The sequence below is a fragment of the Agrobacterium sp. LAD9 genome, from assembly GCF_003031125.1.
Classification (GTDB): Bacteria; Pseudomonadota; Alphaproteobacteria; order Rhizobiales; family Rhizobiaceae; genus Agrobacterium; species Agrobacterium radiobacter.
The window spans coordinates 1-21,507 of the sequence record NZ_PHGS01000022.1 but is presented as its reverse complement, the minus strand read 5'-3'; the positions used below and the strand labels follow the sequence as shown (position 1 = coordinate 21,507).

At 60.5% G+C, this 21,507-nt stretch carries 23 protein-coding genes; 11 read left to right on the top strand and 12 right to left on the bottom strand.

Going from position 1 to position 21,507, the window contains the following annotated elements; genetic code table 11:
- The first annotated feature begins 156 nt into the window (after window positions 1-156).
- A complete protein-coding gene (locus DA915_RS20915) occupies window positions 157-2,856 on the top strand; it encodes a TIGR02302 family protein (RefSeq protein ID WP_107677197.1) in 2,700 nt (899 codons plus the stop codon).
- Between the two features lie 264 nt (window positions 2,857-3,120).
- Here the strand turns inward: DA915_RS20915 and DA915_RS20910 are convergent, their stop codons facing one another.
- The 3 genes from DA915_RS20910 to DA915_RS20900 form a co-directional block, all read right to left on the bottom strand.
- Entirely contained in the window at window positions 3,121-3,480 is a 360-nt protein-coding gene (locus tag DA915_RS20910; RefSeq protein WP_003509924.1) for a response regulator, read from the bottom strand.
- Window positions 3,481-3,622: 142 nt separating this feature from the next.
- Window positions 3,623-4,165 (bottom strand): hypoxanthine phosphoribosyltransferase, encoded by a 543-nt coding sequence (hpt, locus tag DA915_RS20905; RefSeq protein ID WP_080864771.1) that lies wholly within the window; start codon window positions 4,163-4,165, stop codon window positions 3,623-3,625.
- 68 nt (window positions 4,166-4,233) lie between these two features.
- On the bottom strand, window positions 4,234-4,905 hold the full coding sequence (locus tag DA915_RS20900; protein WP_107677196.1) for a DUF3426 domain-containing protein: 672 nt from the start codon (window positions 4,903-4,905) through the stop codon (window positions 4,234-4,236).
- A gap of 199 nt (window positions 4,906-5,104) precedes the next feature.
- Here DA915_RS20900 and ftsE point away from each other — a divergent pair, with 199 nt between their 5' ends.
- From ftsE to DA915_RS20880, 4 genes are all read left to right on the top strand, one after another.
- Window positions 5,105-5,764, top strand: coding sequence for a cell division ATP-binding protein FtsE (gene ftsE, locus DA915_RS20895; protein WP_003497447.1), 660 nt, complete (start codon window positions 5,105-5,107; stop codon window positions 5,762-5,764).
- Complete coding sequence (locus DA915_RS20890) at window positions 5,757-6,764, top strand: ABC transporter permease (RefSeq protein ID WP_003509918.1); 1,008 nt, start codon at window positions 5,757-5,759, stop codon at window positions 6,762-6,764. Before ftsE ends, DA915_RS20890 begins: the two co-directional genes overlap by 8 nt.
- A gap of 127 nt (window positions 6,765-6,891) precedes the next feature.
- Window positions 6,892-7,608: a YdcF family protein gene (locus DA915_RS20885; protein WP_003509916.1), complete on the top strand. Its 717-nt coding sequence runs from the start codon at window positions 6,892-6,894 to the stop codon at window positions 7,606-7,608.
- A 113-nt stretch (window positions 7,609-7,721) separates the two neighbouring features.
- The gene (locus DA915_RS20880; RefSeq protein WP_003509902.1) at window positions 7,722-8,519 is read left to right on the top strand and encodes a 1-acyl-sn-glycerol-3-phosphate acyltransferase; all 798 of its coding nucleotides are present in this window, start codon (window positions 7,722-7,724) and stop codon (window positions 8,517-8,519) included.
- Here the strand turns inward: DA915_RS20880 and DA915_RS20875 are convergent.
- The gene (locus tag DA915_RS20875) at window positions 8,492-9,043 is read right to left on the bottom strand and encodes a gamma-glutamylcyclotransferase (RefSeq protein ID WP_107677195.1); all 552 of its coding nucleotides are present in this window, start codon (window positions 9,041-9,043) and stop codon (window positions 8,492-8,494) included. The two genes, DA915_RS20880 and DA915_RS20875, sit on opposite strands and share 28 nt — an antisense overlap.
- A 49-nt stretch (window positions 9,044-9,092) precedes the next feature.
- On the opposite strand from DA915_RS20875, the gene DA915_RS20870 reads away from it, so the two are divergent.
- A complete protein-coding gene (locus DA915_RS20870) occupies window positions 9,093-10,094 on the top strand; it encodes a DUF2125 domain-containing protein (protein WP_003509897.1) in 1,002 nt (333 codons plus the stop codon).
- Between the two features lie 171 nt (window positions 10,095-10,265).
- Here DA915_RS20870 and DA915_RS20865 read toward each other — a convergent pair whose 3' ends face one another.
- The 3 genes from DA915_RS20865 to DA915_RS20855 all read right to left on the bottom strand — a co-directional run bounded on the left by DA915_RS20865 (window position 10,266) and on the right by DA915_RS20855 (window position 13,147).
- A complete protein-coding gene (locus DA915_RS20865; protein WP_107677194.1) occupies window positions 10,266-11,195 on the bottom strand; it encodes a prephenate/arogenate dehydrogenase family protein in 930 nt (309 codons plus the stop codon).
- Window positions 11,195-12,301: a histidinol-phosphate transaminase gene (gene hisC / locus DA915_RS20860; RefSeq protein ID WP_107677193.1), complete on the bottom strand. Its 1,107-nt coding sequence runs from the start codon at window positions 12,299-12,301 to the stop codon at window positions 11,195-11,197. Before hisC ends, DA915_RS20865 begins: the two co-directional genes overlap by 1 nt.
- An 84-nt stretch (window positions 12,302-12,385) precedes the next feature.
- A complete protein-coding gene (locus DA915_RS20855) occupies window positions 12,386-13,147 on the bottom strand; it encodes a class I SAM-dependent methyltransferase (RefSeq protein ID WP_107677192.1) in 762 nt (253 codons plus the stop codon).
- Window positions 13,148-13,252: 105 nt separating this feature from the next.
- Between DA915_RS20855 and gloB the strand changes: the two genes are divergently transcribed.
- Window positions 13,253-14,023, top strand: a complete 771-nt coding sequence (gloB, locus tag DA915_RS20850) for a hydroxyacylglutathione hydrolase (RefSeq protein ID WP_107677191.1) — start codon at window positions 13,253-13,255, stop codon at window positions 14,021-14,023.
- Window positions 14,023-14,463 (top strand): cupin domain-containing protein, encoded by a 441-nt coding sequence (locus DA915_RS20845; protein ID WP_003509890.1) that lies wholly within the window; start codon window positions 14,023-14,025, stop codon window positions 14,461-14,463. Before gloB ends, DA915_RS20845 begins: the two co-directional genes overlap by 1 nt.
- A gap of 110 nt (window positions 14,464-14,573) precedes the next feature.
- Here the strand turns inward: DA915_RS20845 and DA915_RS20840 are convergent, their stop codons facing one another.
- Window positions 14,574-15,347 carry a DUF3108 domain-containing protein gene (locus DA915_RS20840; protein ID WP_003509889.1) on the bottom strand — a complete coding sequence of 258 codons (774 nt, stop codon included), beginning with the start codon at window positions 15,345-15,347 and terminating at the stop codon, window positions 14,574-14,576.
- 251 nt (window positions 15,348-15,598) lie between these two features.
- Here DA915_RS20840 and rpmB point away from each other — a divergent pair, with 251 nt between their 5' ends.
- The 3 genes from rpmB (at window position 15,599) to DA915_RS20825 (ending at window position 17,141) form a co-directional block, all read left to right on the top strand.
- Entirely contained in the window at window positions 15,599-15,889 is a 291-nt protein-coding gene (gene rpmB / locus DA915_RS20835) for a 50S ribosomal protein L28 (RefSeq protein WP_003509888.1), read from the top strand.
- Between the two features lie 164 nt (window positions 15,890-16,053).
- The gene (locus DA915_RS20830; protein ID WP_107677190.1) at window positions 16,054-16,692 is read left to right on the top strand and encodes a queuosine precursor transporter; all 639 of its coding nucleotides are present in this window, start codon (window positions 16,054-16,056) and stop codon (window positions 16,690-16,692) included.
- A gap of 113 nt (window positions 16,693-16,805) precedes the next feature.
- Window positions 16,806-17,141: a pentapeptide repeat-containing protein gene (locus DA915_RS20825; protein ID WP_107677189.1), complete on the top strand. Its 336-nt coding sequence runs from the start codon at window positions 16,806-16,808 to the stop codon at window positions 17,139-17,141.
- A 3-nt stretch (window positions 17,142-17,144) separates the two neighbouring features.
- On the opposite strand, the gene DA915_RS20820 is transcribed toward DA915_RS20825, so the two are convergent.
- From DA915_RS20820 to DA915_RS20805, 4 genes are all read right to left on the bottom strand, one after another.
- Window positions 17,145-18,122 carry an esterase-like activity of phytase family protein gene (locus tag DA915_RS20820; RefSeq protein ID WP_162729103.1) on the bottom strand — a complete coding sequence of 326 codons (978 nt, stop codon included), beginning with the start codon at window positions 18,120-18,122 and terminating at the stop codon, window positions 17,145-17,147.
- A 37-nt stretch (window positions 18,123-18,159) separates the two neighbouring features.
- On the bottom strand, window positions 18,160-20,064 hold the full coding sequence (gene cobT, locus DA915_RS20815; RefSeq protein WP_026364031.1) for a cobaltochelatase subunit CobT: 1,905 nt from the start codon (window positions 20,062-20,064) through the stop codon (window positions 18,160-18,162).
- Window positions 20,065-20,170: 106 nt separating this feature from the next.
- Window positions 20,171-21,160, bottom strand: coding sequence for a cobaltochelatase subunit CobS (gene cobS / locus DA915_RS20810; RefSeq protein WP_003509875.1), 990 nt, complete (start codon window positions 21,158-21,160; stop codon window positions 20,171-20,173).
- A gap of 68 nt (window positions 21,161-21,228) precedes the next feature.
- A partial coding sequence (locus DA915_RS20805; RefSeq protein ID WP_153064593.1) for a J domain-containing protein occupies window positions 21,229-21,507 on the bottom strand: 279 nt, incomplete at its 5' end.

Here is a 21,507-nt window from a genome sequence, read left to right as displayed (position 1 = left end):
ATCACAATCAAGCGAAGTTGCCTAAAAAATGGGGGGGTGAGCATCCGCTTGCCCTCGTCTTCGCCACAAAGAATGTTATCCTTGCCCCTCAGGATACAAGCAGCTCGCCGTTCCGGGAATGGCGTTTGACGTGGCCAGAACCGGGAGAACGGATTGATGACCACAACCGGAGAGGACAGGACAGGCAGAAAGCGCCCGACCGGCGCATTCGCGCAGCGGCCGGACCTTGCCCGTCTGGTTGCCGCCAAGCGCTTCTTCGCGAAAATCGTGCTGCTCTGCGAGAAAATCGCACCGAAAACCCTGTGGCCGCTCTCCATCGCCGCCGTATTTCTGGCGCTCGCCTGGTTCGGCCTTTACCGGCACATGCCGGATTTCCTGCGGCTTGGCATCGTTTTTGTGCTGGTTTTCAGTTTTATCGCCACGCTTCTGCCGATCCTCAGGCTGAAATGGCCGACGGATAATGATGCGTCGCGCCTCCTAGAGGATCGGAACGGTCTCGCGCACCAGCCAGTCGGCGTGCAGGAAGACGAACCTGCCTTTGACACACCATTTTCCCGCACACTCTGGAAAGAACACCAGATTCGCATGGCGGAGCGCATCGCCGCGCTCAATGCCGGCCTGCCGAAACCCGATATCGCCCGTTATGACCGGCTGGCGCTGCGCGCCATTCCGGCACTGCTTCTGGTCACTGCTTTCGGTTTTTCCTATTCCAACGGCGCGGGCACCGTTGCCGATGCTTTCCGCAGCCGGCCGGTCGTCGGTCCGCTCAATCCGGATATTCGTCTCGATGCCTGGGTCACGCCGCCCGCTTATACCGGCCGCGCACCGATTTTCCTGACCGGACGTGACGCAACCAACCGCGACGCGGTTTCCGTGCCGCAATCCTCCAAGCTGACGATCCGCATGACCGGCGGCGATGGCGGCGAGGAGGTGACCTTCGAACCGGAAATGGCAGGCGCATTGCAGAAGCTTGCACCGGAAGCAGCGCGCGCCGACAGTGCAAGCGGCGAGGTCGCCGTTCAGGCGCCGGTGCGTTCGGCGGATCAGGCCGTCGCGCCGCGCACCTTCGCTATGGATGTCACCGAAAGCGGCATGATTACCGCCAATGGCGAGCAATGGGTCTTCAACGTCATTCCCGACCAGCCGCCCAGCATCGCCTTCGACAACATGCCGCGCCGGGCCGTCAACGGCGCGCTGGAAGTGGGCTTCACGGCCAAAGACGATTACGGCCTGAAGGAAGCCCATGCGATCATCGAGCCGCTTGGCGTAGCGGAAGGCGCAACCGCACTTTACCCGGCGCCGGAATTCAAGCTCGATCTACCGCGGCAGAACAATCGCGAAATCAAGGGCCTGACCAGCCGCAACCTGACCGAACATCCGATGGCGGGCAAGCGCGTGCGCATCACGCTTGTGGCGACCGACGGTGCCGGCCAGACCGGCCGCAGCCCCGCGCATGAAATGGTGCTGCCGGGCCGTAACTTCTCCGAACCGCTGGCGGCCTCCATCGCCGAACAGCGGCAGATTTTCTCACTGGACACGCGCCAGATGCCGAAGGCCATCGCCTATAACGAGGCGGTAGGCCTGCGCCCGGAAGAGACCATTCCCAACACCACGCATTATCTCCTGCTGCAATCGGCGCAGACCCGCATGCGGCTCGCCTATAATGAGGAGATGCTGAAGGATACGGCTGATTACCTCTGGGAAATCGCACTCGGCATTGAGGATGGCGATCTTTCGCAGGCAGAAAAACGCCTGCGCGATGCGCAGACCGCGCTTTCGGAAGCGTTGCAGCGCAATGCCTCCGACGAGGAGGTCGCCAAGCTGATGCAGGAACTGCGGGAAGCGATGCAACAATTCATGAACGAGCTTGCGCAGCGCATGCAGAACGCGCCGCAAGCCAACATGAACCAGCAGGCGCAGAACGTGCTGCGCCAGCGCGATCTGGAAAACATGATGAACCAGATCGAGAACCTCGCCCGCTCCGGCAACCGCGACGCGGCGCAGGAAATGCTCTCGCAGCTGCAGCGCATGATGAACAATCTGCAGGCAGGCAGGCCGCAGCGTCAGGGCCAGCAGGGGCAGCAGCAAAGCAGCAAGATGCGCCAGCAGATCGACAAGCTGGGCGAAATCCTGCAGCAGCAGCAAAAGCTGATGGACGAGACTTTCAAGCTCGATCAGGCGCTGCGCGACCGCATGCAGCGCGGCGACCCGCAGCAGGGCGGCGAAAGCGAAGACGACCAGCAGATGGGCGAGAACGGCCAGCCGCCGCAACAGGGACAGCAGGGCCAACAGGGCGAAAATGGACAGCAGGGTGGGCAGCAACAGTCTGACCAGATGACTGCGGAACAATTGCGCGAAGCGCTGAAAAACCTGCGGGCCCAGCAGGATGCACTCGGCAAGCAGCTCGGCGAATTGCAGCAGGGTCTTCGTGATCTCGGCATGGAACCGGGCGAAAACTTCGGCAAGGCGCAGCAGGAAATGCAGGGCGCCGGCGAGGCGCTGGGCAAGGGCCAGGGCGAACAGGCTGTCGAAGGCCAGGGCAATGCGCTGAACGCGCTGCGACAGGGCGCGCAGGACATGATGGGCCAGATCATGCAGGCCATGCGCCAGCAGGGTCAGCAGCCCGGGCAAGGTCAGGAAGGCATGGCCGGACAGGGTGGCCAGAACGGTCGCGACCCGCTCGGCCGTCCGCGCAGCACCACCGGCCCGGATTTCGGCGATCAGGTGAAGGTGCCTGACGAGATCGACGTTCAGCGTGCCCGCGAAATTCTCGAGGCTATCCGTGAAAAGCTCGGCAACAACCCGCCGGGGGAAATCGAGCGGCGTTATCTGGAGCGGTTGCTGGATATCAAGTGAGGCGCATGCCCGGTTTACTCCGTGCGCTCCACTACAGCCAGTTTTAAAGGGTAAAGTTTCTCGGTCATGCCGGACTTGATCCGGCATCCAGCAGACGCGCGTCTGCGCGGCGAGACGACTCTTTTCAGCCCAAGGACTTGGGCTGGCTGGATCCCGGCTCAAGGCCGGGATGACGGAAGTGGAAGCGGTAAGACCATCGGGTAAGTCTGGTCAACAAAAAAGGCGGCCCGACGGCCGCCCTTTTCAAATTTCTATAACCTTCGCTCACGCCGCGAGCGCACGGGCGACAGCCTTGCGGATATCGGGAAGCGCGAAGGGTTTGGAAACCACATCGACAATCTTTTCGGCCAGATCGTCGGCGCGTTCGCGCTGTTCGGCATAACCGGTCATCAACAAAATGCGCATGGCCGGGAAGCTTTCGGCGGCGCGGTGCGCCAGCTCGATGCCATCCATGACCGGCATGCGGATATCCGAAAGAAGAAGATCGAAACTGGTTTCCTGGAGCTTCTCCAGCCCCTGCTCGCCGTCTGCCGCCTCATGGGTCTCGTGACCGTCGAGACGCAGGGCGCGGGCGACAAAAGCCCGCAATGCATCCTCATCTTCGGTAATCAGAATCTTCGCCATCAATCATTGCTCCTGGGCATCATTTCCAGCCGTGAGCAACATCGCAGGCTCCTCTTTTCAAGAGGTAAACACCCAGGCTTTGGCTGGGTGAATGGTTAATGAGGCGTCTCCGCCCTGCGCCGTTCCGGCACTGGAGAAGTAGTCAGGCGTCGCCGGTCACGACGCCGACGAAAGGCAGTTCGCGGAAGGCATAGGCCACGTCCATGCCGTAACCCACGACGAAATAATCTGGACATTCGAAACCGACATAGTCGGCCTCCAGATCTTCCTTGCGCTTCACCTTCTTGTCGAGCAGCACGGCGATGGTGACGTGGCGCGCGCCGCGCTCGTAGAGCAGTTCCTTGGCGAAACGCAGCGTGCGGCCGGATTCGAGAATATCGTCGATCAGGAGCACATCACGGTCCTTCACGTCGCTGTCGATATCCTTGACGATCTTCACGCCCTGCGAAACCGTGCCGGTGCCGTAGCTCGACAGCGTGATGAATTCGACTTCGGGCGCAAGGCCGCTGTCATGCAGCGCGCGGATAAGATCGGCCGCGAAAATGAACGATCCCTTGAGCACGGCAATGACCAGCAAATCCTTGGTCGGGCCGCTGGCAATGTGCTTGGCCATGTCGCGATTGCGCTCGGCGATCTGCTCGGCGGTATAAAGCGGCTCGATATTTTTTCCACGGACGACGGGCATTCTTACTCCTGTGCTGCGCCTTGCCGATTTTACCTTTCAGTAAAAATAGAAGACAGGCGTTAGCACAGTCAGCGTTCGGACGCACCCGCCTCGACGAAGGAAAGCTTGATCTCGGGCGTTTTTCCACCGGGATGGCGCAGTTTTGCCGAAAAACCGTGGCTGAAACCGGGCTGCATCTCTTTCACCGGCGGCTCGATGACCATGCTGGCCACCAGCTGCCCCTTGGCGGCGAAGAGATCGGCGCGAAGGGCCGGCACCTCTTCCAGATTGCCGCCATTGTTTTCCACGATGCCGTTGATGAGCAGAATATCCATGCCGCCCGCTTCCTGCGGGGTCACGGTAACATGGGAAATGGCGAGCGGGCTGACCGGGGCCGCGGCGGCCGTCTTTTCCGGTACTACGACCGAGAGACCACCCGAGCATACGAAGACAAAAATAGCGAGGCCAGCCACCAGTGCCGAATAGGCATCCGCCGAAAGGCGCGACAATCTGCGATCCACCCAGCCGATGAAGGCGAGGCCCAGCATGGGGAGGGTAACGGGCGGCTTTACAGCCTGCCGGCGCGCTGCGCCACGATTGTCATTTCCGGGCTGGCGCGCACGGTTTTCCTTGATGGTGACAAATTCAGCGTCTACCACGTCGCGGTCGGGATTTGCCGCCCGCGCCGCGCGGCGCACCGGCGTTTCCGGCATCAGGAGGTCAAAATCGAATGCCGCTTGCCGGCGAGATGAACGGAACATAGCCATAGAATTCCCCGGTCAGGTTTTCCGGCCCGCAAAACTGGGCATTGCAACGAATCCTGCCAAGTTTTAAATTTAATTGGTTAATGCTTCGCAAAAACGGCTCGCACGGGTCACCGGATCCGGGTTAACCCCCGACACCGAACCCAACGCGCCAGCGGCTTGCGAACCACCACGAAACGAAGAGACTGGAAGTCCGTTGATCCATTTCGAAAATGTCGGGTTGCGTTACGGCATGGGACCCGAGATCCTGAGGGATATGACCTTCGACATTCCCAAGGGGTCATTCCAGTTTCTGACCGGCCCGTCGGGCGCCGGCAAGACGACGCTTCTGCGCCTGCTTTTGATGTCGCTGCAGCCGACGCGCGGCAATATCCGCATGTTCAACCGCGATGTGTCGCGCATTCCGCGCAGTGAGCTGCCGATGCTGCGCCGCCGTGTCGGCATCGTGTTTCAGGATTTCCGGCTGCTCGATCATCTCACGACCTATGAGAATGTCGCCCTGCCGCTGCGTGTGCGCGGCAAGGAAGAGAGCGCCTATCGCAACGACGTGATCGAGCTTCTGAAATGGGTCGGGCTCGGCGAGCGTATCAATGTGCTGCCCGCCATTCTTTCCGGCGGGGAAAAGCAGCGCGCCGCCATTGCCCGCGCGCTGATGGACCAGCCGGAAATATTGCTGGCCGACGAACCGACCGGCAACGTCGATCCGCCCATGGCCAAACGCCTGCTCAACCTCTTCCTGGAGCTCAACCGGCTGGGCACGGCCGTTGTCATCGCCACCCATGATTTTGGCCTGATGGACCAGATCGATGCGCGCCGGATGATCCTCACCGAAGGGCGGCTCGATATCTATGAATGAGATCAACCGCAAACAGCTGAAACCGGAAGCCGCGCAGCCGAAGCGCCCGCCCATGCGCATCCGCCCGATGGCGCCCATCCTGCCGCCCTCCAACATTCAGGGCAATGCGCTGATGGTGGTGATCGCCATCATGGCCTTCCTTGCCTGTCTGACGCTCGGCGCGGTCTCCATGGTACGCGCCACCGCCGCCACCTGGCAAAGCCAGATTTCCCGCGAGATCACCATTCAGATCAAGCCCGAGGACGGGCTGGACATGAATGCGGCGCTGAACAAGGCGCGTAATCTGGCGCTCACCTTTGTCGGCACGCGGGATGGCACGATCCTCGACGATGCAGCGACATCGCGCCTGCTGGAACCATGGCTCGGCAGCGGTCTCGACCTTTCCGAACTTCCCATTCCGCGTCTCGTCGTCATCACCATCGATGAAAGCAATCCGCCCGATTTCCAAGCCATGCGGGATATGCTGAAAGCGGAAATCCCGCAGGCATTTCTCGACGATCACCGCACCTGGGTCGACAGGCTGGTCTCCATGGCCAGAACCACCGTCATGATCGGCGTCGGCGTCCTCATCCTCGTTTTCACGGCCATGGTGCTGACGGTGGTGTTCGCCACGCGCGGCGCGCTTTCCGGCAACCGGCATATTGTGGAGGTGCTGCATTTCGTCGGTGCCGAAAGCAGCTTCGTGGCGCGCGAATTCCAGAAGCACTTCCTGAAGATCAGCCTCAAGGGGGCAGCGGCAGGCAGCGCACTGGCGGCCGCCGTGTTCCTGGTCGCCGGCTTCTGGCAATCCAGCACGGTCGCCACACCGCAAAGCGATCAGGCAAGCGCGCTTTTTGGCTCGTTTTCGGTCGGACTCGGCGGTTATCTCGGCATCGCCATGACGATGATCATCATCGCGCTTCTCACCACCATCACGGCGCGCATGACCGTTATCCGCACCATCGATGATATTGACCGCGTCCGCTCCGATCCATCGAAAAGTGACGGCCTCGCGTCGTGAGGATACCACCGGACTCCTGCGGTAAAACTGAAACGTCACAGGCCGGATGTAACCTGCAGACGGTGGACAAAAATGCCTGTTCCTTGCCTTAATCGGCGAGTATTCAGGAGGAATGTTTGTGAGTCGGATGGACCAGGATCAGACGACGGCGCGGCCGGCCAGAAAGGGCCTGTTGTCGCGGCGTGGTCCTTTGCGCCGTTTTATTCGCGGCTTCATCCTGCTCTGCGTCGTTCTTCTTGGTGTTTTTTCAGGCGGCTTCCTGTGGTTTGCCGATTCCGTCGCCTCCATGCGCCCGCCGGAAGGGGCGAGAGGCGACGCCATCATTGTGCTCACCGGCGGCTATCAGCGTATCGAACAGGCGGTCGGCCTGCTCAGGGACGGCGTGGGCAAGCGGCTTTTGATATCAGGCGTCAACCCCGCCACCACCCGCTCGCAGATTCGCAAGATGACTCAAGGGTCATCCGACATGTTCTCCTGCTGTGTGGATATGGGCTACAAGGCCATCGACACGATCGGCAACGCCAATGAGGCGGCAAGCTGGATACGTGACCACAACTATTCCTCCATCGTCGTCGTCACCAATAATTATCATATGCATCGCAGCCTGCATGAATTGCGCAGCGCCAGCCCGCAGACGGAATTCATCGCCTATCCCGTCATCAGCGCCGATCTCGCCCGCACCAACTGGTTCGTGGAGCCGGATGTGGTGAGAACCATGCTCTACGAATATCTGAAGTTCGTGGCTGCGGCCGGGCGCGACCTCACCGGCTTCGGCAAGGGCGACGGGCTGCGCAAGGCAGCCGCCGACCACTCCACCCCGAAGGTGGCGACCGCTTCGCCCTGACCCGCGAGAACACCCTTGCTGCGGCCCCTTGTTTTCGTGTAGGCGTCTGGCATCGGCATCCGGCATCGAGGCGCTCAAAGTTTCGGAACGGCTGCATCCCGGGAAGGCTGTTGATGCTCAAGCTGCGCTCTTTTCTTTTCAATACGCTGTTTTATCTCAACCTGATTGTCCGCATGATTGTGCTGACGCCGATCTATTTCATCCTGCCCCGCAAGATCGCATTCGAAATTCCCAAGAATTGGGCGCGGTCCAACCATTGGCTGATGAAAACCATCGTCGGCACCACCTTCGAGATCGAGGGGCTGGAGAACATTCCCGAGACCGGCTGCATCTTTGCGCCGAAGCACCAGTCCTTCTGGGATACCTATGCGCTGCTACCCAATCTGCCGGACCCCGTTTACATTCTGAAGCGGGAGTTGATGTGGATTCCGCTGTTCGGCTGGTATGTGATGAAACAGCGCATGATACCGGTCAACCGCGCCGCACGCGGCAAGGTGATGCTGAAGGTCATGGAGCGGGCGAAAGAGGAAATGGCCGCCGGCCGCGAACTCATCATCTATCCCGAAGGCACGCGCCGCCCGCCGGGCGCCGAGCCTGAATATCGTTACGGTATCGCCCGGCTTTACCGCGATCTGCAGGTGCCGGTCATTCCCGTTGCCATGCATCCCGGCCTGTTCTGGCCGCGCCGTTCCACGATGCGCTATCCCGGCCATTTCAAGGTGCGTATCCTGCCGGCCATCGAGCCGGGGTTGGACCCCGATGTGTTCTTCAAGCGTCTGATCGATGTGACGGAAAAGGCGAGCGACGAATTGCTGCTGGAAACCGTGCGCAACAATCCCCACCTGCCGCTGCCGCCGACCGCAGTGAAGCGGATCGCCGAACTTCAGGGCAAGGAAACCACGGCCGGCTGAGCGGCGAGCGTGCCGACATTTTTGGCAATGCTCTCCAGCAGGGAGTCGCGAATGCCCATCTCCTGCAGATGCTGCACGGTGTTGAAGACATAATCCGTATTCGGCCCGGACCGGCCCGTTGCCGCCGCGACGATGGTCGCCGATTCGGCAACGCCGAGCCCGCCGATATATTGCTCATGCGCGGGGTCGGCCACATAGGTCACGGCGCTGCCGCGCCTGCCATCTGACAGTGCGATGGAAACCATCCGCTCCTTGTAGACATTGGTCACCAGTTCGCGCTCGCGCAGATAGACCATCACGGGGTCGCGGTCCTGTCCGCGCACGCGGAAGGCGACGCCGAGGCAGGAGCCGCCGCGCTCCAGACCGAGAACGAGACCGGGCTCTTCTTCCGTACCTCTGTAGAAGTTGGAACTGATGCAGAGCGAGCGCCGATAACCGTGCAGCCGCGCCTGCTGCCTTTCCTCGAAGGCAAAGCCGGGGTTCCACATCAACGAACCGTAGCCAAAGACCCAAAAATCGTCCATATCCCAAGCCAAATCAAAATTCCCTGAAGTCTGTTCATCGGAGATCAATATGGCAGCGTCAAGCCAATCCGGCACGGCCAAAAAATTCCTCTGGCTCGCCATCGCCATTGTGGTGGTCATCGGACTTTACACTGCCGGGTGGTTTTATGCCGCCGACAGGCTGAAACAGACGGTGCTGAACGTCATTTCTCCTTCGCAGGCCCGCAGCGTCAGCGGGGAATGCGGCGATATCGCCTTCAAGGGTTATCCCTTCCGCATCGGCCTCTTCTGCTCGAAGGTGACGGTGGATGACAGCCAGAACGGCGTTTCCGCTTCCTTCGGCGAACTTCGCTCGGCGGCGCAGGTCTATAATCCCGGCCATATCGTCTGGGAACTCGATTCGCCCGCGGAAATCCGTTCCGCCCACGGCCTGACGATTTCGGCTGCCTGGAAGAACATGCAGTCCAGCATCGTCACCAAACTGAAGGGCATTGACCGCAGCTCGCTCGTCATCGACGGACTGAAGGCGCAGGCGGTTTCCTCGGTCACCGGCCAGACCATCGATTTTGATGCCGTCAAGACGGAAATGCATCTGCGCCAGAACGGGGCCGATCTCGACGGCGCAATCACGCTCACCGATTCGGCGACCGTCATCAAGGACTGGCCGCAGGTTCTTCCCCGCCTCGATGCCATCGTTGATGTCACGCTCGCGGGCAAGGCAGGCATGGTGGATGGCAGCGACAAGTCAGGTCTCTATGGCGCAAGCGGCGAGCTTCGCCGTCTGGTGGCCGATATTGGCGAGGGCCGCACCATGCGCATCAGCGGCCCCTTCTCTTTCGACAATGAGGGCTATCTCTCCGGCCAGTTCAAGCTTGAGATCGAAAAGCTCGGCTCATGGTCTGATAATGCCAAGCAGGCCTTTCCGCAGCTGCAATCCACCATCGATACGGCCCGCAAGCTGCTCGGCGCGCTCGCCGGAGGTGGTGACCGGGCGTCCGTCGATCTCGTGGTGGACCGCGGCCGCGCCACGGTCAGCGGCTTTATCCCGCTTGGAAAGATTCCGCCGATCTGAGGGATTGATTTATACTCGACGTCATCCTCGGGCTTGACCCGAGGATCCATGCGCGTCGGATCGTGGATCCTCGGGTCAAGCCCGAGGATGACGACGGGGAGGCTTTGGCACTTTGCCGGCGGGCGTTATGGGCCGGATCAAATCCCACCACGACTATAAGCGAAATGCGCCTTACTTCTTCTGATCCAGCGCATGACGCCCGAAGTCCGGCGCATCGACATCCTGACCGGCCTGCACGATAGAGCGACGGATGGCGCGAGTGCGGGAAAACAACTCGAACAGCTTGTCGCTCTCCTCCCAGCGGATCGCCCTTTGCAGGGAGGCGAGGTCTTCGGAAAACCGCGCCAGCATTTCAAGGATGGCATCCTTGTTGTGCAGGCAGACATCCCGCCACATGGTGGGGTCGGAGGCGGCCAAACGGGTGAAATCGCGAAAACCGGAGGCGGAATATTTGATGACTTCCGATTCGGTCACCGTCTCCAGATCATCCGCCGTGCCGACGATATTGTAAGCAATGATGTGCGGCAGATGCGAAACGATCGCCAGAACCTTGTCATGGTGTTCGGCATCCATTTCATCGACACGGGAACCGAGCGCCCGCCAGAAATCCTTCAGCTTTTCCAGCGCCGCCGCATCCGTGCCGGGCAACGGCGTGAAGATGCACCAGCGGTCACGGAAAAGACCCGCAAAACCGGCATCCGGGCCGGATTTTTCCGTACCCGCGATCGGATGGCCGGGAATGAAATGCACATTGTCAGGCATATGCGGGGCCATCTGCGCGATAACCGAGGCCTTGGTGGAGCCGACATCGGTGACAATAGCGCCCGGTTTCAGATGCGGCGCGATCTGCTGCGCCACGCTTTCCGATGCACCAACAGGCACCGAGACGATGACGAGATCGGCATCCTTGACCGCCTCCGCCGCTGAAACGGTGTAATCCGTGCCGAGCGCCAGTTCTTCCGCCCGTTTCAGCGTGTCTTCGCTGCGGGTGGAAATCGTCACATGGCGGGCAAGACCCAGTTCCCTGATATCGCGGGCAATCGACGAGCCGATCAGGCCGATGCCAATCAGCGCGATGCGTTCAAACATGATCTCAGCCATCACGCCTGCCCCATGAACTCGGTAAGAGCAGCGATGACGCCGAGATTGGCCTCTTCAGAACCGACGGTCATTCTCAGCGCATTCGGGAAGCCGTAACCGCGCACTGCACGCAGAATATAACCGCGGCGGCTCAGGAACTCGTCGGCATCCGTTGCCCGCTTGCCGTCCTGATCCGGGAAATGGATGAGGATGAAGTTAGTGACGGATGGTGTGACGATGAGACCAAGGCCGGTAAAGGCCGTGACCAGCTTTTCCATCCACAGCGCGTTATGCGCCACGGCCTTCTCTACGAAGGCCTGATCGCGGATCGCAGCGGCACCGGCAGCAATGGCCGGCGCGCTCATGTTGAATGGGCCGCGCACGCGGTTCAGCGCATCGATGATGGCGGCGGGACCATACATCCAGCCGACGCGCAGGGCGGCGAGACCATAGACCTTCGAGAAGGTGCGGGTCATCACCACGTTGCGGTTGCCGGATACCAGCTCAAGCCCGGCCTCGTAGTCGTTCTTGCGGACATATTCGGCATAGGCCGCATCCAGCACCAGCACGACATGTTTCGGCAGGCTGGCCTGCAGGCGGCGGATTTCCGCAACGGGAACATAGGTGCCGGTGGGATTGCCGGGATTGGCGACGAAAACCATCTTCGTCTTCGGCGTCACGGCGGCGAGGATCGCATCCACGTCCACCGCGCAGTCCTTTTCCTTCACCGTCACCGGGGTCGCGCCCGCGCCCATGATCTGGATCTTGTAGACGAGGAAACCATGTTCGGTGATGATCGCCTCATCGCCCGCGCCCAGATAGACGTGGCAAAGCATGCCGAGCAGCTCGTCCGAACCGTTGCCGCACATGATATTCGCAATGTTGAGACCGTGCACGTCGGCAATCGCCTGGCGCAGCGCAATCGCCTGTCCGTCCGGATAGATTTCCAGATGGCTGGCCGCGGTGCCGAAGGCCTCTATGGCTTTCGGGCTGGGCCCAAGCGGCGTTTCATTGGAGGAGAGCTTATAAACCTTCGCAACACCGTCCACATGTTCCTTGCCGGGAACATAAGCAGCGATATCCAGAATACCCGGACGCGGAACAGGTTGGCTAAGCTCTGCACTCATTTGATCGACCTTTGGAAAAGCGCCGGGGAAACCGGCAAAAGCAATGCCGCAGGCATTAGACCGGAATGTGCGTTTTGTCGAGGGTTAGCCCGGCTTTCCCTGCTGCACGGCGGCGCGGGTGGTGGGCACCCCCTGCGGCGCCAGAACCGGCACGAAAACCCGACGCGAAGCACGCTGCGTGACAGGCAATCCCTGATAGAGGCGTTTTTGCGCTTCCACCACGATGACACCGGAAAATAGCGGCCACAGCCGACGACCGGTATGCTCGAGATAACGACGGAATTTCAGCACCGGCCGGCTTGTGGTCGGCGGGAAGAACAGCGCCTCGGCGGAGGCGCCCGGTGTGAAATTGGTTTCGCGCAAAAGCGCCGTCAGCTGCCCGCGCGAATAAGGCCTTCCGGAACCGAAGGGCGTATGTTCCATGCGTGCCCAGACACCGCGCCGGTTCGGTACCACGATGACGAGGCGGCCACCCGGCGCCAGCACCCGCCACAGTTCCTTGAGGCTTTCGCGCGGATTTTCGGCAAATTCCAGTGCATGCACCATCAGGACCCGGTCTATCGACGAATCAGGCAGCGGCAGTTCTTCATCGAACACCAGCGCGGTGGAGGAAAGCTCGCCCGCCGGCCAGTTCACCGCCCCCTGCCCCGCCGGCATGAAGGCGAAGGTGCGCTCCGTATCGTGGCGGAACCGCTCCAGAAACGGCACGGCATAACCCAGCCCAACCAGCCGCTCTTCCGGCAAAGGCGGCCACAGCGTCGAAAGCGCCATGGTGATCGCCTGCTCGGCCGAACGGCCAAGCGGAGAATGATAGAATTCGCGCAGATCGACGATATCGGTATTCATGGCGAGAATGTAGCATCAGGCGGTTGGACTTCAAGGCGTCTGCCCTTACATTGAAGGTCAGGCGGGCGAATGCGCCGGTTTTGGCCGGCAAATGGAGAGGATAAGATGAAACCTTTGGAAATAGACGTCTTTCTTTGCCGCAGCGACAATTTCGGGGTTCTCCTGCATGACCCCGAAAGCGGAGCGACCGCCGCCATCGACGCCCCGGAAGAAGGCCCTATCCTGCATGCTCTCGACGGCCACGGCTGGAAGCTCACCCATATTTTCACCACCCATCATCATCAGGACCACGTGGAAGCCAATCTGGCGCTGAAGGACAAGTTTCAGTGCGAAATTCACGGTCCCTATGATGAGGCTGTTGCAATACCCGGGCTCGACCGCTCGCAGGCCGATGGCGACGAATTCGAATTCGCCGGTCGCCGCGTTCAGATCATCGCCACACCCGGTCATACGGCGGGACATATCTGTTATTATATGCCGGATGACGGGCTGCTGTTTGCCGCCGATACGCTGTTCGCCATGGGCTGCGGCCGCCTGTTCGAACGTCCGGCGGCGGATATGTGGCACTCCTTCCAGAAACTCATTGCCCTGCCGGATGAGACCAAGGTCTATTTCGGCCATGAATATACGCTGACGAATGCCCGTTTCGCCTTGACCGTCGATCCCGACAATACCGTGCTGCGCGACCGCGCGGAGCAGGTGGAAAAGGCGCGGGAGGCGAATGAATTCACCATTCCCACCAGCATCGGGCTCGAAAAACAGACCAATCCCTATATGCGGGTGGCCGATCCCGGCATCCGCAAATATCTTGGCCTGGAAAGCGCCACCGATGCCGACGTCTTCGCGGAAATCCGCACGCGCAAGGACAATTTCTGATGGCAACCGATATATCGGCGCAGGCGATCATTCGTGAACTGGGGCTGGAGCCACATCCCGAGGGCGGTTTTTACCACCAGACTTTCCGTGACAAGGCCGGCGGCGAGCGCGGCCACTCCACGGCGATCTATTATCTCCTGGAAAAGGGCGATCGCTCGCACTGGCATCGGGTCACCGATGCGGTCGAGGTCTGGCACTATTATGCCGGCGCGCCGATCGCGCTGCATCTTTCGCAGGACGGCCGAGAGGTGCAGACCTTCACGCTCGGCCCCGCCATTCTGGAAGGCGAGCGCCCGCAGGTGATCGTTCCCGCCAACTGCTGGCAATCGGCCGAAAGCCTCGGCGATTTCACCCTCGTCGGCTGCACCGTCTCGCCGGGCTTTGCCTTTTCGAGCTTCGTCATGGCGGAACCCGGCTGGTCGCCGGGCGATGCGCCGTAATTCTCAGAGCAATGCCGGCGGAATGAGCGGATGCCACTTGTTTCTTCTCCCCGGCGGGGAGAAGAACCGAACCGCACCGCCGTGTCACTTACCCCGCCATGCGCCAGCAGTCAGCCGCCGTATTTCGTAGCGGTAATGTAGACCTGTCCCACCCGCGTCGGAATGATGGCGTAAACCGGTGCATAGACATCCATGTTGTTGGATTTCGCAAACCAGATCTCCATCGAAATGGATTTCAGATATTCGATATCCTTGCGTCCCTGCCGATAGCCCGACTTCGGCACATAACGCGCCTTGCAGACGATGGCGTCGCCATTAAAACCATTGGTCTTGAAAGGCTTGGTACCGCTGGAGCTCAAAACGAGGTCAAGCCGCGATTCGCCGTCATAGATCGGCAGGCGAGTCGGGCAGATGCGGCCGCCGGCGGGAATGATGAGACCGGAAATCGGATCGAGAACCGAGCGCAGGTCGCGGTCCTTCACGTCAACCCAGTTGTCCGGCCGCGCCTTAGGCTCAGGCTTCACCGTCGTCGATGTGACGTTGCCGTTGCGATAGACGACGTCATAGGTGCGCACCCGCTTGCCGTCCTTGTAGACCAGCGAATATTCATTGGCCTGCAGCCGGTGGCCGCGCTTGGCGCCGGAAACCGTCGTCTTGCCGGAAATATCCTTGAGGATGCTGGCAAGGCCGGCGGCGCTGAAGGAACCGGAGATCGAATAATTCGGCCCATCCATGCGAGTCGAAAAACTTGCCCGCGCAATCGGCAAAATGCCGAGATTGATGCTGTATTCGCTTGTGTGGCGCGCTTCGGCGGCGAGCGAGGGGGAGACACCCGCAAGCGCCATGGTAGCGGCCATGAAAATGCTTTTTCCTCTGGCAATCATTTCGATATCACCTTAAAAGAGGCGCGGAAGCGGCCTTATCGGGCGATCATATACGCTGACTTGTGGCAATAAAAAAGCGGACGACGGTTGAAAACGCCGGAATTTCCTTTGATTTGCTCGCGGGCGGCTTGACTGTTAAGTCCCGTCTGACTATAGAACCGCAACTTTCCAATCATGGCCAGTTGGATTGCCACCCCGGTTTTGCCGGTGGCGACCCAGTGGTGAAACAGACGAAACGAAATAGGTGTACCATGTCCCGTGTATGCGAATTGACCGGCAAGGGCGTCCAGACGGGCAACAACGTCAGCCACGCCAACAACAAGACCAAGCGCCGGTTCCTTCCGAACCTCTGCCAGGTCACGTTGATCTCCGATGCTCTCGGCCAGCGCTTCCGCCTGCGTGTTTCCGCAGCCGCTCTGCGCTCCGTTGAACACCGTGGCGGCCTCGATGCCTTCCTTCTGAAGTCCGGCGAAAACGAACTGAGCATGCGCGCTCGTCTCCTGCGCCGCCAGATCGCCAAGAAGACTGCTGAAGCTGCTTAATAGCGGTTTCGACATCATCTGATATTCAGAGGGCTTGAATGGCTTTTGCCGCTCAAGCCTTTTGTTTGTTTTAGATTTTCGTTGCATCGAGTTTTGCGGAAACCGTTTGAGACGTTTCGCGCCGATGCTTGGCTCCAACTGGTGGCATCACCCAGGATAAAAAAATGCCCTATCTGCGCTATACGCTTATCTATGTTCTGCTGATGACGCTCGTCGTCGTGGCTTCCAATATTCTGGTGCAATACCCGCTTTCCGGCTCGTTGTTCGGCGTCAATCTCGGCGACCTTCTGACCTGGGGCGCCTTTACCTATCCGATCGCGTTCCTTGTTACCGATCTGACCAACCGCCAGTTCGGTCCGTCCATCGCGCGTCGCGTCGTGCTTGCGGGCTTCGTCGTCGGCGTCACGCTGTCCTTCTGGACATCCATCCCGCGCATCGCTGTTGCTTCCGGCACCGCCTATCTCATCGGCCAACTGCTGGATATTTCCGTGTTCAACCGCCTGCGCCGCCAGCGCTGGTGGCATGCGCCGCTGGCCGGCTCGATGCTGGGCTCGGTGCTGGATACGGCTCTGTTCTTCTCCATCGCCTTTGCAGCAAGCTTCTCCTTTGTCGGCCCCAATGATGCCTTCGCCATCGAAAACGCACCGCTGCTCGGCATCTTCGCTCTGGAAGCCCCCCGGTGGATTTCCTGGGCGCTGGGCGATCTTTCGGTGAAGGTCCTTGTCGGCCTCGTCATGCTGCTGCCTTATGGCGCGCTGATGAACACGCTGAAGCCCATGCCAGGCACCGTCAAACCGAGCTGATACTTTCCGTCAGCGGGATTTGAGGCCGGGGGATGCATGATCAGATCACGCTTGCAAACCCACGGGTGGCGTTGCAATCTGCCGTCCGTGGCAAAGCTCGGAGGCGGATCGGCATGCAGATCAAGGACGTTATCGACATTGTGGATGCGACGAGCGCCACGCTTTCGGGCTCCAGCTTCGATAACGTCAATCTGTCGGGGACGGTCTTCGACAATGTCAATCTGGCCGGCACACGCTTCAATGACATCAACTTTTCCGGTGCGTCGTTTACGGACAGCAACATGTCCGGCTGGTCGATCGATGACGTCAATTTTACCGGACTGAAGCTGAGCAACACGAACCTCTCCGGCGCGCAGATAACGGCGTGCCGAATGACCGGCATGAAGATCGACGGCATTCCGGTCGAGGATCTCCTGGCTGCCTACAAGGCGGCACAGGAGCAGGCCTGATATTCACTCCACCAGCTTGAATTCCAGCATCAGATTGCGCTGGAGAAACGAGTGGTTGTCATCGGAAACGATGATGAGGCGCGTGGAACCGTCCGGCCCCTTCACCACATCCATGCCTTCCATATTGTCGATCTGGTAGGCCATGCCCGCTTCCATGAGGATTTCGCCATCCACCACCGCGCCCGGCCGGATATCCGCCCCGCGGATGCGGCGGATGCGCATGCCCACACCTTCGGCGAAGTTGAAGCGCCGCTCGAGAAGCAGCAGATCGCCGTTTGGCAGGAAAGCGCCATCAGTCACGTCGAATGAGGGGTGATGGGTAACGGCAAATGTGCCCTTGAGCGGGCCTTCCAATATGGCGGCAAGAAGATTGCCGTCCGTATCGATGCTCTTTTCGGCCACCACGACGAGAGCGCCGGCGAGCGGCGAATCGGCCGGCGATACAGCAAGCGCCTCCATGCCGCCATTATGGCGCAACTCGTTATTGGGGATGAGATGCGGCAGGCGGTCGAGCGGTTTCGAGGTGGCGAAGCCCGGATCGGGATAGATATCGATCCTGTGACGTTGTTCGTAACTGACGAAAACCTTGCCGTCGCGCAGCGCCAGCCCTTCGGCATCCATCTCCATCTTGCGCGGCGGTTCGCGGCCGCTCATGTCCAGCATGGGGGTGATACGGACTTCAGCAAGGCCAGACAGCGCCCCGACAGCGTCACGCGTGACTCTGCCCGTCAGCCAATGGCCGGTATCCAGCACCGCAATGAAATCCTCCCCGTTTGGGCGGAAGCGGATGGAGGATATGGCCCCGAACAGTTTTTCCGGCGCGCTCATTACCATGCCGCCGACAAATTCCAGCTTGCCGAAACGTTTCTCGCTGGTGCCGACTTCGAAAGAAGACAGAAGACGCGCACTCACCGGCACATCGATGGTCGAAGCGCCGATGGAAACCGGGAACAGCGATGCGGCCGCCAGAATGGCGGCCATTGAGAGCGTTTTACAGGCGGAGAAAACCCGGCCCCGCTTATCCCGCACGGCGAACCCTGCGGGACGAACCGGAAGCGCTGCTCGTATCCTCGAAGAGCGCTGCGAGCTGCTCGGTCATCGCGCCCGCCAGTTCGTCGGCATCCACAATGGTCACGGCGCGACGATAATAACGCGTCACGTCATGGCCGATACCGATTGCCAGCAGTTCCACCGGCGACCGTGTCTCGATCTGCTCGATGACGGCGCGCAGGTGCCGTTCCAGATAGTTGCCCGGATTGACCGACAGGGTCGAATCGTCCACCGGCGCACCGTCCGAGATCATCATCATGATCTTGCGCTGCTCGGGGCGGCCGATCAGGCGGTTATGCGCCCACATCAGTGCCTCGCCGTCGATGTTTTCCTTCAGCAGGCCTTCCCGCATCATCAGGCCGAGATTGCGTCGCGCGCGCCGCCACGGGGCATCCGCCGATTTGTAGATGATGTGCCGCAGATCATTGAGACGGCCGGGCGAAGCCGGCTTGCCGCTGGCCAGCCATTGCTCACGCGATTGCCCGCCTTTCCACGCCTTGGTGGTGAAACCCAGAATTTCCACCTTCACGCCCGAGCGCTCCAGCGTGCGCGCCAGAATATCCGCGCAGGTGGCCGCAACAGTGATGGGCCGGCCGCGCATCGAACCGGAATTGTCGATGACGAGCGACACGACGGTATCGCGGAACTTGGTGTCGCGTTCCTTCTTGAAGGAGAGCGGCTGCATGGGATCGATGATGAGCCTGACGAGGCGAGCCGGATCGAGATAACCCTCTTCCAGATCGAAGTCCCAGGAACGGTTCTGCTGCGCCATCAGGCGGCGCTGAAGCCGGTTCGCTAAGCGCCCGACCGCACCCTGAAGATGGGCGAGCTGCTTGTCGAGGAAGGCGCGCAGACGGTCCAGTTCGGCCTCGTCACACAATTCCTCGGCGTGGATTTCCTCGTCGAATTCCTGCGTGAAGATGCGATAATCGACCTTTTCATTAAAGTCGTCGAAGGGGCTGTTGGGGCGGCGGGTCTCGCCGGGCGTTTCGGAATCCTCGTCGAGATCGTCGGACATTTCTTCGTCCGACATCTCGGCGCCGTCCATCTCGCCTTCTTCCATTTCCTCCTGCGAGGCCTCGTTTTCATCGGCGGGCGTCGCGTCCGAGCCGGCCTCTTCCTCGACCTGCTCTTCTTCCGTCTCGTTGGTGCGCGGCTGGTCCTCGTTGGACTCCGCTTCCTGACTGTCAGGCTCGTTATCCTCGTCGCCGAAATCTTCCGCCATCTGCATGGAGGTCAGCATCTTGCGCACCAGTCGCGAAAACGCCTTCTGGTCGGTGATGACGCTGGAGAGATCCTTGAGATCGCCGGCGGCCTTGTCCTCGATGAAATCGCGCCACAGATCGACAACCTTGCCGGCGCTTTCCGGCGGCTTTTCGCCCGTCAGCTTCTCGCGCACCAGAAGCGCCACGGCTTCGGCGAGCGGCGCGTCGTCCTTGTTCGTGATGCCGGCGAAGTTGGCCTTGGCGTATTTTTCCGTGTTCATGGCCTGGATGTTGGAGGCCATGCCCGGCATGCGCAGCGCGCCGATCGATTCCACGCGCGCCTGTTCAACCGCGTCGAAAATCAGCCGCGCTTCGGCGCCCTGCGGCGACATCACCGCATGGGTGTCGGCGTCATGGCAGGCGAGGCGCAGCGCCATGGAATCACCGAGGCCGCGGGTGATCGCGATTTCCTGTGCGGTCGGTTTCTTGGAGATTTCCGGCAGGCGCATACGCTCACCGGCAAGGCCCGGCCGCTCATTGGCGAAAACGACCTCGACTTCGGCATCGCCGGCAACGGATCGCACACATCCGGCAATCGCCTGACGCAACGGCTCCGTATCAACAGCCGTACCCGGTTTTGCTCTGGAATTGTCGCCGCGCGCTGCCATTGTCTTTCCTGTCATTTGCCGACGCGTGGAGACCGCCCATCGATATGTGCGCGGTCTGCCGGCATCTTCAAGTCATCGAAATCGTCTCCGGACAAGCCGGGGACGATCAGGCGCTGAGAACGATGTTCGCAGCGCTTTCCTTCAGCTCGACGCCAAAGGCCCGCTGATATTGTTCGGCCACCAGCGTGCGCTCAAGCTCGTCGCACTTGTTGAGGAAGGTCACACGGAAGGCAAAGGCGAGATCGCCGAAGATTTCCGCATTTTCCGCCCAGGTGATGACGGTACGCGGGCTCATGACGGTGGAAAGATCGCCATTGACGAAGGCCGAACGGGTGAGATCGGCCACGCGCACCATCTTGGAAACGGTTTCGCGTCCCTTCGGATTGTCGAGGCTCTTCACCTTGGCGGCGATGATGTTCACTTCCTGCTCATGCGGCAGGTAGTTCAGCGTCGTGACGATGGACCAGCGGTCCATCTGCGCCTGGTTGATCTGCTGCGTGCCGTGGTAAAGACCCGTCGTATCGCCAAGGCCGACCGTGTTGGCGGTCGCGAAAATGCGGAATGCCGGGTGAGGACGGATGACGCGGCTCTGGTCGAGCAGGGTCAGGCGGCCCGAGGATTCCAGCACGCGCTGGATAACGAACATGACATCCGGACGGCCGGCATCATATTCGTCGAAGACGAGCGCGACATTGTGCTGGTAGGCCCAGGGCAGAATGCCGTCCTTGAATTCGGTAACCTGCTTGCCGTCTTTCAGGACGATGGCGTCCTTGCCGACGAGGTCGATACGGCTGACGTGGCTGTCGAGGTTGACGCGCACGCAGGGCCAATTGAGGCGGGCAGCCACCTGCTCGATATGGGTGGACTTACCGGTGCCGTGGAAACCGGAGACCATGACACGTCGGTTGTGAGCAAAACCGGCAAGGATCGCGAGTGTCGTATCGCGGTCGAACAGATAGTCGGGATCAAGGTCAGGCACATAGGCGTCGCCTTGCGAATAGGCGGGGACCCGCAGATCCGTATCAATGCCGAAAACCTCCCGCACGGACACCGTCGTGTCGGGCAGGTTGGAAATATCAAGGTCGATTTTGCTCATCACGTCTCCAAGGCGGGCGGCAGCCACCCGGCCACATCATCAATCAGGCGGTAAACACGTAAGTTGGCTTAGCAGAAACCTGACTGCTTTAACAATTGATATGCTTGAACAACAGCCCGAAAACGCTCTTCCGAACCACGATCGCCACCATTAGCATCAGGATGATGCTTTTTGACAAGCTCCTTGTAGCGCCTTTTTATGTCTTCCTGCTTTGCGCTGGAAGAAAGACCGAGCGTATCGAAGGCTTTTGCCTCCAGCGTCTTCAATTTGCGGCCCTGCTGCAGGCGGGTGCCGCCTGCCTTTGCGCCGCCCGCCGATGAAAATGCGACCCTGACGTTTCGCCTTGG